This is a genomic window from Variovorax paradoxus EPS (assembly GCF_000184745.1).
GTDB lineage: Bacteria > Pseudomonadota > Gammaproteobacteria > Burkholderiales > Burkholderiaceae_C > Variovorax > Variovorax paradoxus_C.
The window spans coordinates 933,978-948,561 of the sequence record NC_014931.1 but is presented as its reverse complement, the minus strand read 5'-3'; the positions used below and the strand labels follow the sequence as shown (position 1 = coordinate 948,561).

12 protein-coding genes are annotated in these 14,584 nt (G+C 65.5%); 3 read left to right on the top strand and 9 right to left on the bottom strand.

Features of this window, described 5'->3' with window-relative positions:
- Position 1: 1 nt before the first annotated feature.
- The 8 genes from VARPA_RS04195 to VARPA_RS04160 all read right to left on the bottom strand — a co-directional run bounded on the left by VARPA_RS04195 (position 2) and on the right by VARPA_RS04160 (position 9,181).
- A complete protein-coding gene (locus VARPA_RS04195; RefSeq protein WP_013539304.1) occupies positions 2-838 on the bottom strand; it encodes an acyl-CoA thioesterase in 837 nt (278 codons plus the stop codon).
- 31 nt (positions 839-869) lie between these two features.
- Positions 870-1,787 carry an alpha/beta fold hydrolase gene (locus tag VARPA_RS04190; protein ID WP_013539303.1) on the bottom strand — a complete coding sequence of 306 codons (918 nt, stop codon included), beginning with the start codon at positions 1,785-1,787 and terminating at the stop codon, positions 870-872.
- Positions 1,788-1,943: 156 nt separating this feature from the next.
- Positions 1,944-3,146, bottom strand: coding sequence for an acetyl-CoA C-acyltransferase (locus tag VARPA_RS04185; protein ID WP_013539302.1), 1,203 nt, complete (start codon positions 3,144-3,146; stop codon positions 1,944-1,946).
- Positions 3,143-3,562, bottom strand: a complete 420-nt coding sequence (locus VARPA_RS04180) for an endonuclease domain-containing protein (RefSeq protein ID WP_041943282.1) — start codon at positions 3,560-3,562, stop codon at positions 3,143-3,145. The genes VARPA_RS04185 and VARPA_RS04180 overlap by 4 nt, the downstream gene beginning before the upstream one ends.
- 69 nt (positions 3,563-3,631) lie before the next feature.
- A complete protein-coding gene (locus VARPA_RS04175; protein ID WP_013539300.1) occupies positions 3,632-6,037 on the bottom strand; it encodes a 3-hydroxyacyl-CoA dehydrogenase/enoyl-CoA hydratase family protein in 2,406 nt (801 codons plus the stop codon).
- Positions 6,038-6,135: 98 nt separating this feature from the next.
- Positions 6,136-6,570, bottom strand: a complete 435-nt coding sequence (locus VARPA_RS04170) for a DUF2147 domain-containing protein (protein ID WP_013539299.1) — start codon at positions 6,568-6,570, stop codon at positions 6,136-6,138.
- 40 nt (positions 6,571-6,610) lie between these two features.
- Positions 6,611-8,407 carry an acyl-CoA dehydrogenase C-terminal domain-containing protein gene (locus VARPA_RS04165; protein WP_013539298.1) on the bottom strand — a complete coding sequence of 599 codons (1,797 nt, stop codon included), beginning with the start codon at positions 8,405-8,407 and terminating at the stop codon, positions 6,611-6,613.
- A 78-nt stretch (positions 8,408-8,485) separates the two neighbouring features.
- Positions 8,486-9,181, bottom strand: coding sequence for a TetR/AcrR family transcriptional regulator (locus tag VARPA_RS04160; RefSeq protein ID WP_013539297.1), 696 nt, complete (start codon positions 9,179-9,181; stop codon positions 8,486-8,488).
- A 264-nt stretch (positions 9,182-9,445) separates the two neighbouring features.
- Between VARPA_RS04160 and VARPA_RS04155 the strand changes: the two genes are divergently transcribed.
- The 3 genes from VARPA_RS04155 (at position 9,446) to VARPA_RS04145 (ending at position 13,681) form a co-directional block, all read left to right on the top strand.
- The gene (locus VARPA_RS04155) at positions 9,446-9,967 is read left to right on the top strand and encodes a sigma-70 family RNA polymerase sigma factor (RefSeq protein WP_013539296.1); all 522 of its coding nucleotides are present in this window, start codon (positions 9,446-9,448) and stop codon (positions 9,965-9,967) included.
- A gap of 78 nt (positions 9,968-10,045) precedes the next feature.
- The gene (locus tag VARPA_RS04150) at positions 10,046-11,188 is read left to right on the top strand and encodes a FecR family protein (RefSeq protein ID WP_013539295.1); all 1,143 of its coding nucleotides are present in this window, start codon (positions 10,046-10,048) and stop codon (positions 11,186-11,188) included.
- Between the two features lie 105 nt (positions 11,189-11,293).
- Positions 11,294-13,681: a TonB-dependent receptor gene (locus VARPA_RS04145; protein ID WP_013539294.1), complete on the top strand. Its 2,388-nt coding sequence runs from the start codon at positions 11,294-11,296 to the stop codon at positions 13,679-13,681.
- 30 nt (positions 13,682-13,711) lie between these two features.
- Here the strand turns inward: VARPA_RS04145 and VARPA_RS04140 are convergent, their stop codons facing one another.
- Positions 13,712-14,470, bottom strand: coding sequence for an SDR family oxidoreductase (locus VARPA_RS04140; RefSeq protein WP_013539293.1), 759 nt, complete (start codon positions 14,468-14,470; stop codon positions 13,712-13,714).
- Between the last annotated feature and the right edge of the window lie 114 nt (positions 14,471-14,584).

The window sequence follows — 14,584 nt, the reverse complement described above, 5'->3', positions numbered from 1 at the left end:
TCTATTCCTTGTAGTAGACGATCTGGTTCGAGGTGGCGAGCAACACGCCCTTCTCGCTCCACAGATGCGCCGTCTGGTCGAAGAATCCGTTGAAGAACTGCTGCCCCGCCGCGCGGCCCAGCAGGTAGCCCGTGCCGACCTCGGCCAGCTCGGCCGCACCCACGTGGAAGTAGGTGGTGATCGACACCGTGCCCGCCGGCACGTGCTTGGCGCGGCGCAGCCACACGCGCGGATAGAACATGTCGCTCATCGCCGCGAGCGATGCGAAGTCCAGCGGCCGGGGTTGCGCATCGCGCAGCCAGATGCGCGTTTCGCTGTGCTGCCGGCTCTCGTCCCACTTCGCGGGAATGCCGCCGCTGAACGGGCGCATCTCGTACTGGTTGATCCACGCCACGCCCGACGGGCCGATGCTCATGCGCTCGACCGTCTCGGGCGCGGGCGCCTCGGGCATCGGCATGTCGCTCTCGCCCCAGGTGTCGCGGCGCGCGGCCGTCACCACGGTGGCGGTGGTGGTCATGTTCGGCGCGCCGCTCGCGCCGGCCTGCGTGATCTGCACGGTCCAGTGCTGCGTCGAGCGGTTGGTGCGCACGGCCGTGGCCTGGATGTCGAACGCGCCGGCTTCGAGCGCGGCCGCGTAGTTGACGGTCAATGCGATCGGCGTGCCGAGCACGTCGGGATGGCGCATCACCGACTGCAGCACCAGGGCCGCCGTGGTGCCGCCGAAAGGGCCGACCATGTTCCAGTAATCGGGGCTGGTCATGCCCGTGAAGTGGCCCACGCGGATGTCGCTGTGGTGCAGGGCCAGGGCTTTGTCGAAGGGGTGTTGCGTGCTGCTCATGGTGCTTGCAGTGTGCCTCCGGTGGATGGCGTCACGCAGTCGTGTGCGGGACGTTGGCGTGCTGCACCGCCGCAGGCGCGGCAGGTGCGGTCAGGGCGGCCAGCCGGTGCAGCTTGTCGACCATGCCCGGCCAGAGGCTCTGGCTGAACTGCTCGCGGAAGAAGCCGAAGTGGCCGATGCGCCGCGCCTGCACATCCGCCGGTGCGATGCGCTCGACCACGCTCGGGGCGCCCGCATAGAAGCTCACGAGGCTTTCGGTGCCGGCGAGCGTCATCAATTCATCGTCGGTGATCGACAGCGCAAGCACCGGGAAGCGCACGCGCCCGTAGCTTCGCACCGCCGATTCGCCTTCCGCGCCGAGGCTGTAGCGCGGGTGAAGGCACCAGCGCCGCCATTGCAGGATCACGCCGCGCGGCAGGTCGCCCACCTTCTTCAGCTTGCGGCCCGGAAAGTAGCCGCACAGCCGCGTGACCAGCGGCACGAGCACGAACCAGAAGTAGAGGATGCTGCGCCGAAGCTTCGGTGCGTTCTCGCGCCAGTAGCCGCTGCCGGCCGCGATGCTCACGAGGCCCGCGACCTGCTCGGGACGTTGCAGAAAGCCCGGCAGTTGCGCGCCGAGGCTGTGGCCCAGCAGGTAGAGCGGTTCGTCGGGCAGCGCAGCCTTGGCGGTGTCGATCACTGCTTCGTAATCGCGCGCCCAGTCGAACAGGTCGGCCTTGAAACCGCGCAGCGGCGCGTTGCCGCGCGAGTCGCCCGAGCCCCGGTAGTCGAAGGTCCAGACGCGAAGGCCTTGGCCGGCGAGCCACTGCGCGAAGGGTTCGTAGAACGACTGGCGCACGCCCATCGCGCCACCGATCACGATGCTGGCGCGCGGTGCGCCGGCGGGCTCGTAGCGGCGCACCGCCAGTTGCTGGGCGCCGCCATCGACCGGGAGTTGTTGCGCTTGCATGCGTTTGCCTCTTTCTTCGTTGATCGACCACCGGCCCGCGGCGTAGCGAGCGGGATGAGATGCGAGGCGCGGGTGGCGGGAAACCGGAGCGACCTGAAGGTCGTGAGGATTTCCCGACGGGCCTCGCAATGCCGCAGATCGCCCGCGCAGCAGCCGCTAGACGCGTTCGAAGATGCCTGCAGCGCCTTGGCCCATGCCCACGCACATCGTGACCATGCCGTACTTCAGGTTCTCGCGGCGCAGCGCGTGCACCACGGTCGCCGCGCGAATCGCGCCGGTCGCGCCGAGCGGATGGCCCAGTGCAATCGCGCCGCCCATTGGATTCACCTTCGACGGATCGAGCCCCAGCGTGTTGATCACCGCGAGCGATTGCGCGGCAAAGGCTTCGTTGAGTTCGAACCAGTCGATGTCCTCGTGCTTCAGGCCCGCATAGCGCAGCGCGGCGGGAATGGCCTCGATCGGGCCGATGCCCATGATGTGCGGCGGCACGCCCTTGCTTGCGAAGCTCACGAAGCGTGCGAGCGGCGTGAGGCCGTATTGCTTCACCGCCTTCTCGCTCGCGAGGATCAGAGCGCCCGCGCCGTCGGAGGTCTGCGAGCTGTTGCCGGCCGTCACGGTGCCGCGCGCGGCGAACACTGTGCGCAGCTTGGCGAGGCCTTCGATGCTGGTGTCGGGGCGTGCGCCTTCGTCGAGGTTCACGGTGCGGGTCTTGGCAATCGACTCGCCGGTCTCCAGGTTCGGCGCGCGGTCGGTCACTTCGATGGGCGTGATCTCGTCCGCGAACTTGCCGGCCTTCTGCGCGGCCAGTGCCTTCTGGTGCGAGGCGAGCGCGAACGCGTCCTGCGCCTCGCGGCTCACCTTCCACTGCTGCGCGACCTTCTCGGCCGTGAGGCCCATGCCGTAGGCGATGCCCACGTCGCCTTCGCGCTCGAAGATGGAAGGCGACAGCGACGGCGAATTGCCCATCATCGGCACCATGCTCATGCTTTCGACGCCAGCCGCGATCATCACGTCCGCCTCGCCGACGCGGATGCGGTCCGCAGCCATCTGCACCGCCGAGAGACCCGAGGCGCAGAAGCGGTTGACGGTGATGCCGCCGATGCTCGTCGGCAGGCCCGCGAGCACCGCGCCGATGCGCGCGACGTTCAGGCCCTGCTGCGATTCGGGAATGGCGCAGCCGCAGATGATGTCTTCGATGGCCTTCGGGTCGAGGCCCGGCACGGCGGCGAGCGCCGCCTTCAGCGTGGTCGCGAGAAGGTCGTCGGGACGGTAGTTGCGTAAGTAGCCGCGGTGCGATTTGCCGATGGGGGTGCGGGTGGCGGAGACGATGTAGGCGTCTTGGATTTGTTTGCTGCTCATGAAGAAGCTCCTGGATTTTCTTGCTCCTTCCCCCTCCGGGGGAAGGCTGGGATGGGGGCCGACGGCGTCAATTCGACAAGCCGATTGGCAATGGCCTGACGAACCCCATCAAGATTGGTGAACGGATCGTTCGATGCGAAACGCAACACATCGAAGCCCTGTGCGCGGAAGAATTCGTCACGTCGTGTGTCGCAGCCTTGCTGCGCCTGATGCTGCGAGCCATCGAGTTCGACGATCAGTCTCGGTGCCAAGCATGCGAAATCTGCGATGTAGTTGCCCAGCGGGTGCTGGCGACGGAACTTCACGCCCAACTGCTCCGCACGCAGTCCGCTCCAGAGCTTTCGCTCCGAGTCGGTCATCTCGCGGCGAAGCACTTGTGCGTTCGCGCGGGCGTTGGGGGTGGACTGGTTTCGCATCGTGCTTGGTTGGAAAGCCCCCATCCCGGCCTTCCCCCGGAAGGGGAAGGAGGAAGAGGAATACCCGCGTCAGTTACGCACCGGCTTCCCCGTGCTCAACATCCCCATGATCCGCTCCTGCGTCTTGGGGTGCACGATGAGCGAGCAGAACGCCTTGCGCTCCAGCGTCATCAGGTATTCCTCGGTCACGAGCGAACCCGCGTCCACGTCGCCGCCCGTGACCACGTTGGCGATCAGGCTGGCGATGTGGAAGTCGTGCGCGCTGATGAAGCCGCCGTCGCGCATGTTCACCAACTGGCCCTTGATCGTCGCGGCGCCGCTGCGGCCCGCCACGCGGAAGGTGCGGCGCAGCGGTGCGCGGTAGCCGGCGTCGGACATCGCCTTGGCCTGCTGCAGTGCGACGTAGAGCAGTTCGTCCTTGTTCGGCACGATCACGTCGCTGTCGAGCAGATAGCCGAGCTTCTTCGAATCGAGCGCGCCCGTGCCGACCTTCGCCATAGCAGCGGCGGTGAAGCCTTCGGTGAGGAATGGCAGCAGATCGGTGCCCGTCGAGGCCGATGCGTTCTCTGCCGCACGGCGTGCGATGTAGGTCAGGCCGCCCGCGCCGGGAATCAGGCCCACGCCCACTTCGACCAGGCCGATGTAGCTTTCCATCGCGGCCACGCGCTTGGCCGAGTACACGGCCAGTTCGCAACCGCCGCCCAGCGCCATGCCGCGCACGGCCGAGACAACCGGGACGCTCGCATAGCGGATCTTGAGCATCACGTTCTGCAGCTCTTCTTCGGCGCCTTCGACTGCACCGATGCCTGCGACCACGAACGCCGGCAGCATCGCTTGCAGGTCGGCGCCGACCGAGAACATCTCGTCGGGCGACCAGATCACCAGGCCCTTGTATTCAGCCTCTGCCAGCTCGACCGCGGCGCCCAGCGCTTCGGCCACATCGGGGCTGATGGCGTGCATCTTCGAATGGATGCTCGCGATGAGCACTTCGCCGTCCAGCGTCCACACGCGCACGTCGCCTTCGTCGCTGATGGTCGTGCCCGCGGTGTTCGCATCCGCGGCATTCGCGCCAAGCACGCTCTCGGGGAACAACTGGCGGTCGTGCACCGGCAGCTTGCGCTGCGGCACGAACTGGCCCTGCGATGCGCTCCACGAGCCTTCAGGCGTGTGCACGCCGCCGGCCTTGGCCACGGCGCCTTCGAACACCCACTTGGGCAGCGGCGCGGTGCTCAGCGCCTTGCCGGCATCGATGTCTTCCTGAATCCACTTGGCGACTTGCGCCCAGCCGGCTTCCTGCCAGAGTTCGAACGGGCCCTGCTTCATGCCGAAGCCCCAGCGCATCGCGAAGTCGATGTCGCGCGCGCTCTCGGCGATGTCGGCCAGGTGCACCGCGGCGTAGTGGAAACCGTCGCGCAGGATCGCCCAGAGGAACTGGCCCTGCGGCCCTTCGCTCTCGCGCAGGAGCTTCAGGCGCTCGCCCGCAGGCTTCTTGAGCATGCGGCCGTACACCTCGTCGGCCTTCGCGCCGGCGGGCACGTATTCGCCGCTCTGGAGGTCGAATCGCAGGATGTCGCGGCCGACCTTCTTGAAGAAACCGGCCTTGGTCTTCTGGCCCAGGTTGCCCAGTTCCAGCAGCTTCGCGAGCACCGGTGGCGTCGCGAAGTTGGCGTAGAACGGATCGCTCTCGGCGTTCAGGTTGTCCTGCAGCGTCTTCACGACGTGGGCCATCGTGTCCAGGCCCACCACGTCGGCGGTGCGGAAGGTGCCCGAGCTCGCGCGGCCCAGTTTCTTGCCGGTGAGGTCGTCCACCACGTCCGGCGTCAAACCGAACTTCTCGACTTCCTTCAGCGTGGCCAGCATGCCGGCGATGCCGACGCGGTTGGCGATGAAGTTGGGCGTGTCGTGCGCACGCACCACGCCCTTGCCGAGCGTGCTGGTGACGAAGGCCTCGAGGTCGTCGAGCACCTGGGGTTGCGTGGTGGGCGTATTGATCAGCTCCACCAGGAACATGTAGCGCGGCGGGTTGAAGAAGTGAATGCCGCAGAAGCGCGGCTTCAACGCTTCAGGCAATGCCTCGCTCAGCTTGGTGATCGACAGGCCCGAGGTGTTAGAGGCCAGGATCGAATGCTTGGCCACGTGCGGCGCGATCTTCTTGTAGAGATCGAGTTTCCAGTCCATGCGCTCGGCAATGGCTTCGATGATGAGATCGCACTCGCCGAGCTTGGCGAGGTCGTCGTCATAGTTCGCCTGCTCGATCAACCCCGCATCGGCCACATCGCCGAGCGGCGCGGGCTTGAGCTTCTTGAGGTTGTCGATGGCGCGCGTGACGATGCTGTTCTTCGGGCCTTCTTTCGCGGCCAGGTCGAACAGCACGACAGGCACGCGCACGTTGACGAGGTGGGCCGCAATCTGCGCGCCCATCACGCCGGCGCCGAGCACGGCGACCTTCTTCACTTGAAATCGGGGATTTGTCATTGAGTTACTCGTTGTCTAACAACCGTTCGGGCTGAGCTTGTCGAAGCCTTGCACGCTCTGAACTGCCCTTCAACAAGCACAGGGCGAACGGGTTGGGGTTATTGCGCGCGCGTCCAGGTTTGGGTGCGCCAGAAGGGGCCGAGGTAGCCGCGCACTTCGAGCTTCTTGCCGCCGTCGATCGGCGTGAAACTCGCGCGGTATTCCTTGCCGTTCTCGGGGTCGAGGATCTTGCCGCCTTCCCAAACGTCCTTGCCCTCGGCCTTCTTGCCGCCGCGGATGATCTCCAGGCCCGTGATGGGCTTGCCCTTGCGGTCGTCGCTGCACTCGTCGCAGGTCGCATCGGGCTTGGTGTCCTTCTTCAGCGACTTCTCGATGCGGCCGCTGAGCGCGCCGTTGGTCTCGGCGATGCGGATCTCGGCCTTGACCTCGCCGGTCTTGTCGTCGGCGTTGCGCCAGAGCCCCACGGGGGTGCTCTGGGCCATGGCCGTGACGGCGGTGGCGGCGAGGACGATGGCTGCAACGATCGATTTCATGAGCGGCTCCCGGTTTGGACGATGAGGAAAGACAGTGGCTTCAGGCCAGCGCTGCGTCGGTGTCCATCAACACCTTGCTGCCGGCGCGCGCGGTGCGCATCAGCGTCGCGGTCTCGGGGAACAGCTTGGCGAAGTAGAAGCGCGCGGTCTGCAGCTTGGCGACATAGAACGGATCGGTGTTGCCCGCTGCGATTTCGTGCAGCGCGACCTGCGCCATGCGGGCGAACAGGTAGCCGAACACGAAGTGGCCGGCCACGCGCAGGTAATCCACCGCGGCGGCGCCGACTTCGTCGGGGTTCTGGAAGCCCTTGAAACCGATCTCGGTCGTGAACTTGGTGAGCTGGTCGCCCAGCATCGCGATCGGGTTGATGAACTCGGCCATCTTCTCGTTCACGCCCTCTTCTTCCACCAGCCTCGCAACGAGCTTGCCGAACTTCTTGAGCGATGCGCCGTTGTTGCCCAGCACCTTGCGGCCCAAGAGGTCCAGCGACTGGATCGTGTTGGTGCCCTCGTAGATCATGTTGATGCGGTTGTCGCGCACGAACTGCTCCATGCCCCATTCCTTGATGAAGCCGTGCCCGCCGAACACCTGCATGCACGAGTTCGTCGCGATGTGGCCGTTGTCGGTGATGAAGGCCTTGACGATGGGCGTGAGCAGCGCGACCAGTTCGCCCGAGTCCTTGCGCACCTTTTCATCAGGATGGTTGTGCTCCTTGTCGAGCAGCAGCGTGCAGAAGATCTGCAGCGCGCGGCCGCCTTCGGCATACGCCTTGGCCGTGAGCAGCATCTTGCGCACGTCGGGGTGCACGATGATCGGATCGGCTTCCTTGTCCTTGGCCTTCACGCCCGAGAGCGAGCGCATCTGGATGCGGTCCTTGGCGTAGGCCAACGCGTTTTGATAAGCCACTTCGGTCAGGCCCAGCGACTGGTTGCCCACGCCCAGGCGCGCAGCGTTCATCATCACGAACATCGCGGCCAGGCCCTTGTTGGGCTCGCCCACCAGCGTGCCGGTGGCGCCTTCGATCACGATCTGTGCGGTGGCGTTGCCGTGGATGCCCATCTTGTGCTCCAGACCCGCGCAGAAGATCGGGTTGCGCTCGCCGAGCGAGCCGTCGGCCTTCACCTTGAACTTCGGCACCACGAACAGGCTGATGCCCTTGCTGCCCTTGGGCGCGTCCGGCAGGCGGGCCAGCACCAGGTGAATGATGTTGTCCGTCATGTCGTGCTCGCCGGCCGAGATGAAGATCTTGCTGCCGGTGATGCGGTAGGTGCCGTCGGGTTGCGGCTCGGCCTTGGTGCGCAGGAGGCCCAGGTCGGTGCCGCAATGGGGTTCGGTCAGGCACATGGTGCCGGTCCATTCGCCGCTCGTGAGCTTGGGCAGGTAGGTCTTCTTCTGTTCTTCGGTGCCATGCGCCTTGAGCGCTTCGTACGCGCCGTGCGAGAGGCCGGGGTACATGGTCCAGGCCTGGTTGGCGCTGTTGAGCATTTCGAACAGGCACTGGTTCACCACGAACGGCAGGCCCTGGCCTCCGAAGGCCGGGTCGCACGAGAGCGCCGGCCATCCGCCTTCGACGTACTTGGCGTAGGCGTCCTTGAAGCCCTTGGGCGTCTTGACCTCGTGCGTGGTCTTGTCGAGCACGCAGCCTTCTTCGTCGCCGCTGATGTTCAGCGGAAAGGGCACTTCGGCGGCGAACTTGCCTGCCTCTTCGATCACCGCATTGATGGTGTCGGCGTCTGTTTCGGCATGAGCCGGGAGTGCCTTGAGTTCTTCGGCGACGTTGAGCACTTCGTGCAGCACGAACTGCATGTCGCGCACGGGTGGGTTGTAGGTAGGCATCCGGGACTCTCCTGGTCGAAGCTAGATAGATGAAAAGAAAAAGGGGAAAAGCAAAAAAACGAAAACGGTGCCGCGCGCTCAGCGCACGGGCTTGAGGCGCCGGCCGGCGGGTGCCGGTGCGGCAGCGGCCGGGTCTGCCGGCGCTTCGGGCGTGGCGCTGCGCGCAAGGATGTTGTTGAAGCCGACAGTGGCGCGGCCGATGGAGCCGGGCACCTGCAGGAAGCGGGCTTCGTAGTGCAGCGCGAGGATGAGGCCGTGGATCTCGAACGCGACCTGGCGGTCGTCGGCATCGGCGCGCAGGTGCCCTTCGGTCTGCGACTGAACGATGGCGCGCAGCACCGCAGCCTGCCAGATGCTGACCGACTCGACCAGCGCATCGCGCACCGGGCCGGGACGGTCGTCGAATTCGGAAGCGCCACTGATATAGATGCAGCCCGAGTCGATCTCGGTCGAGGTGCGCTTCATCCAGTTGGCGAACATGGCGCGAAGGCGCGGAAGGCCGCGCGGCGCCGAGAGCGCAGGAAAGAACACTTCCTGCTCGAAACGTGCGTGATACTCGCGCACCACCGATATCTGCAGTTCCTCGCGCGAACCGAAGTGGGCGAAGACGCCCGACTTGCTCATCTTGGTGATTTCGGCCACCGCGCCGATCGACAGGCCTTCGAGCCCGATCTGCGCCGCCAGTGCCAGTGCGGCATCGACAATCACGGCCTTGGTCTGCTGGCCTTTCTGGGCGGCGCGGGCCGGCTTGGCAGGAACGGCATTGACAGACATCGTGAAAGCTCCGAATAAAACGAACGGTCGTTCTATTTTGCGGGAGCTTTGCACTTTTGGCTCTAAGAAACCTTCGAATATGGAAGGTTATCAATTGAACGCAGTGGCGCGCTTCCCCGAGCGGGCTCCCGGCGCACGGTCACTGTGCTCGCATCGCGGATAATAAGAAAGGTTCCCATCTACGATGCGCGCAAGGTCAGCCGCCGCCACATCTCCACGCCAGACAGTCGACGGAACACGTCACTCCCATGGCTTTGGTTGATCGTGCTCGAGCGCTACTACCGCGAACTGCTGAACTTTCTTTCCCGAACGGTGAACGACCGCGATGCCGCGGCCGACCTGGCGCAGGAAAGCTACGCCCGCGTGCTCGCGCTTCGGCAATCCGGCGAGACCATCTCGAACGTGCGCGCCTTGCTCTATCGCACGGCGCGCAACCTCGTGGTCGACCAGCACCGCCGCAGCCAGCACCGGGACCACGAAGACATCGACGCCCTGCCCGAGTTCGACGGTGCAGCCACCGCCGCGCGGCACACGCAGCCCGAGGAGGTCTATGCCTACGAGCAACACGCGCGCGCCATGGTCGCGACCATCGAAGCGCTGCCGCCCCGCTGCCGCGAAGCTTTCGTGTTGAACCGTTTCGAGGGGTTGTCGCACCAGGAGATCGCCGAGCGCATGGGCATCTCCAGGAACATGGTGGCGCAGCACGTCATTCGCGGCGTGCTGGCGTGCAAGGCCTGCGAAGACGCGCTCGACGCCAAAAGCGCGGAGACAACGAAGAACAAATAATCGGCGGTGCATGACGGCAGGCGGGCTTCGACCTCCACTTTTCGATCGGCCGTGCGTCTACATCTCAAGAACTCCCGCATGACAGCGCCCTCTTCTCCCCGCTCCGGCCTCCCTGCAGCGCCGCCATCCCAGGCAGGCGGCACGGAACTGCGCGAACACGCGGAATTCTTCGAGGCGCAGGATGCGGCCGATGTCGCGGCCGCCGATTGGCTGGTGCGCCGGCAGGAGGGCCTCGACGCTGCGCAAGAGGCGCAGTTCCAGGCATGGCTCACAGCTCGGCCTTCACACCAGGCAGCGTTTGAACGGCTCGCTGGCGTGTGGGACCGGTTGGACGCACTGCCGGCGGATCGCACGGCGAAACTCGGCAGGCAGGCACACGCCTCGATCCGCGCCCAGGCAGGGTCCAGGGCTGAACCACCGCGCCGAGCCCGCCCGTTCGACTTCGGCCGATGGGTGCCGCTGGCCGCGGCCGCCTGCGTCGCCCTTGTCGTGGCCGGCGGCTGGATGGGTTGGGACTACTGGCAGCACCAGCCCACCTACAGCAAGACTTTCGCCACCGCGCGTGGCCAGCAACTCGATGTGCAACTGCCCGACGGCAGCCGCTTGCAACTCGACACCGCCACCCGTGCAGAGGTAACGCTCTACAGGCAGCGGCGCGAAGTCCGCCTGCCCGAAGGCCAGGCGATGTTCACAGTGCAACACGATGCCGGCCATCCCTTCGACGTGCTGGCCGGCCCCTTGCGCATCACCGTGGTGGGCACGCGCTTCTCGGTGCGCAACACCGGCACGGGACTGGGTGCCGACGGCGTGCGGGTGACGGTGGAAGAAGGCCGCGTTCGCGTGGCACCCACCGACACGCGTTCGGCGAACCCGGCCGCGCCCGTGCTGCTCGGCGCAGGCGAAGCCGTTGCCGCCGACCCGAGCGGCGCATTGCGCAAGCCCGTCGACACCTCGCCCACCAACGCCACGCTCTGGCGCGAGGGTCGCGTGAATTTCGAGAACACGCCGCTGTCGCAGGCCCTGGCCGAGTTCGAGCGCTACGGCCCGACGCGCCTGACGCTCCGCGACCCGATGGTGGCGGCCATGCGCATCAACGGCAGCTTCGACCTGCGGCAACTCGGCGCATTCACCAAGGCCCTGCCCCAAGTGCTGCCGGTCCAGCTGCACCCCCGAGGAGCAGAGACCGAAATCTCCGCCGCCGACCGTCCCGGCAAGTCCTGAAAAATTCGAAAAAAGAACCTGGCAGGACCTCAACTGTCCTGAACCTGGTGCGTCTTCATGGGTAGTTCCTTTTGTTTATCAACTGCCGCCCTGGAGATTGCTTTCATGTCGCACCCGCGCTCTCGACCCACCGCCCCCGTCCTCGCGGTGGCCCTTGCCATCGCTGCCTGGAGCGCGCCGAGCGTCCATGCCCAACCGGCACCCGCCGCGCAGACGGGCGGCACCTTCAGCATCGCGGTGCCCGCACAACCGCTGGGCCCTGCCCTGAACGAGCTCGCACGGCAGGCCCGGCTGCAGTTGATGGTCCACCCCGATTTGGTTGCTGGAAGATCCGCGCCGGCGGTCGCCGGCAACCTGACGGCGCGCCAGGCACTGGACCGTCTGCTGGTCAACAGCGGCCTCAGCGCGAGCGTGGACGGCAGCGCCGTGGTCATCCGGATCACGTCGGCGATATCGGACAGCAGTACCTTGCCTGCGGTGCTCGTGACCGCTGCGCTCGAATCCGACTCGACGGCCGCGTTGCAAAAGGAAGGAACCGCCGCCGACGGCTACCGTGCCAAGACCATTTCTTCGGTCGGTGCGCTCGGCAGCATGAGCCTGCAGGACACGCCGTTCTCTATCAGCGTGGTACCGCGCGAATTGATTCAGAACATCCAGGCGCAGTCGCCCGACGACATCTACAAGCTCAATCCATCGACCCGGACCACCACCCCGCAAATCACGAGCTGGGCGCCTGCGGTCAACATCCGCGGCTTTGACGGCTACAACACGGCGGAAGACGGCCTGCGCCGCAACTACAACCACGCGGCGGTCGTCGAGGACAAGGAGCGTGTCGAAATTCTGAACGGCCTTTCAGGCTTCCTCTTCGGTGCAGCCCCGCCCGGGGGCATGATCAACAGTGTTTACAAGCGCCCGACCATCGAGCGACTCAACAGCGTCACAGTCGGCAACTACGGCGGCAGCCAGACCTATGTCCACGGCGACTTCGGCGGCCTCTTCGATGAAGCCGGCCGCGTTGGCTACCGGCTGAACGTGGTCAAGCAGGAAGGCGGGACCGCCATCGATGACCAGAAGATCAATCGCACGCTGGTCAGCGCCGCCGTCGACTGGCAAGTGACCGACAAGCTGCTGCTGGAATTCAACGGGGTCTACAACAAGTACCGCACCTCCGGCACCTCGGCCTACTGGTTCTTCAACGGCGTGCCGCACGGCCGCGCGCCCGACGCCAAGAGGAACTGGAGCCAGCCGTGGATCAACGACGAATTCGAGAACACCAAGCTGCTGAGCAAGGCGACCTACCGGCTAAACGACAACGTCACGCTGCGCGGTGCCTACATGCGCGACAACATCGACCGCCCGGTGCAGGACCACACGCTCAACAACGTCTCCTCCCTTGAAGGTTTCAACCAGCTGCGCCAGCGCTCGGGCCGCACCAAGGACGCCTTCACCGCCGCCTCGGCGATGGCCGACATTAGCTTCAATACCGGGCCTCTCGCGCACAAGCTGACCCTCGGCTACTACATGTATTCCGACAAGTCGTGGAGCACGGACTACGCCCCCAGCACCGGCTATGTGGGCCCCTATCCTTTCAATGCGCCCACCTACGTGCCCGAGGCGGAATTCCCCCCGAACACCGACCGCGGCTACTACGCGGGCCGCGTGACCAACACCAACTATGTCATCGGCGACAACATCCAGTTCAACGACCAATGGTCGGTGCTTCTGGGCCTCAACCGCAGCACCATCCGTACCCAAACCCTCAACTCCAGTGGAGAACGTACGCAGGCTGACTACGACAAGAGCCGCAACTCGCCCTCGGTCTCGCTGGTGTTAAAGCCCGTGCCGTGGCTGAGCACCTATGCCAGCTACATCGAAGGCTTGGAGCAAGGCGGCATTGCACCGGACACCGCATCCAACGCTCGCACCATCCTGGCGCCGATGGTCAGCAAGCAGAAGGAGATCGGCCTCAAGGCCACTGTCGGCGACCTGTTGCTGACCACCGCGCTGTTCGACATCGAGAAGGCCTACGAATTCACCGACAGCGGCAACGTCTACACGCAGAACGGCCGCCAGAACCACAAGGGCATCGAGTTCAGCGCATCGGGCAAGATCACCAGCAAATGGAGCGTGGTGGCCGGGGTCACGTCCCTCGACGCCAAGATCAAGGGCTCCGATTTCAATGGCAAATCGCCGCAGAACGTGGCGAAGGTCATCGCCAAGATCTACTCCGAGTACGAGCTTCCCGTACCCGGCCTGACCCTGACCGGCGGCATCTACTACACCGTCAGGCAATGGGCCGACGCGGCCAACACCGACCGCCTGCCGGCAGTGACGACCGCCGACATCGGCATCCGCTACGCCACCAAGGCAGCGGGCAAGCCGCTGACGTTGCGGCTGAACGTGGCCAACGTCGCCAACAAGAGCTACTGGCTCAACAGCTACTACACGGGCGCACCGCGCAGCGTCGCGTTCTCGGCGCAGATGCAGTTCTGAGTCGCATCCGCGCCGGGGTCTCGCGGCAGATCAGAAGTCCTGTGACACCGGCCGCACGACCACCTCGTTGATGTCCACGTTCGCCGGCTGCTCCACCGCGTAGACCACCGCACGGGCGACCGCATCGGCCGGAATCTGGTTGGCGTCGTAGAACGCCTTCAGGCCCGCGGCGGCATCCGCATCGGTGCTGCCGAGCTTCAGTTCCGAATCGACCGCGCCGGGCGAGACGATCGTGACGCGCACGCCCGAGTTGCCCACTTCGACGCGCAAGCCCTCGGAGATGGCGCGCACCGCATGCTTGGTCGCGCTGTAGACCGTACCGATCGGCGTGAACACCTTGATGCCCGCGATCGACGCGACGTTCAGGATGTGCCCGCTGCCCTGCGCCTGCATGCGCGGCAGCACCGCGGCGATGCCGTAGAGCACGCCCTTGATGTTGACGTCGATGGTGCGGTCCCACTCGTCGACCTTGAGCTTCTCGAGCGGCGACAGCGGCATCACGCCCGCGTTGTTGACCAGCACGTCGATGCGGCCGAAGGTTTCGACTGTGGCGGCGGCAAGCTTTTCCAGATCGGCGCGCTTGGACACGTCAGTGGCGATGGCAACGGCTTCGCCGCCAGCCTCGCGAATCTCGGCGACCACCTTGTCGAGCCGGTCCGTGCGGCGTGCCGCGAGCACCACCTTGGCGCCGCGTGCGGCGAGGTGGCGGGCCATGGATTCGCCGATGCCGCTGCTGGCGCCGGTGACGATGGCGACCTTGCCCTTGATGTTGTCTTGAACGGATGTCATGGGAAATTCCTTTCGGGTGTGTTGAAGAAGTGCATGCAGTGTGGAAAATTCACGCGTTCCAGTAAATGAAACTCTGGCGACTTCAGAATTCCACATCCAGGAACAAGGCAACAC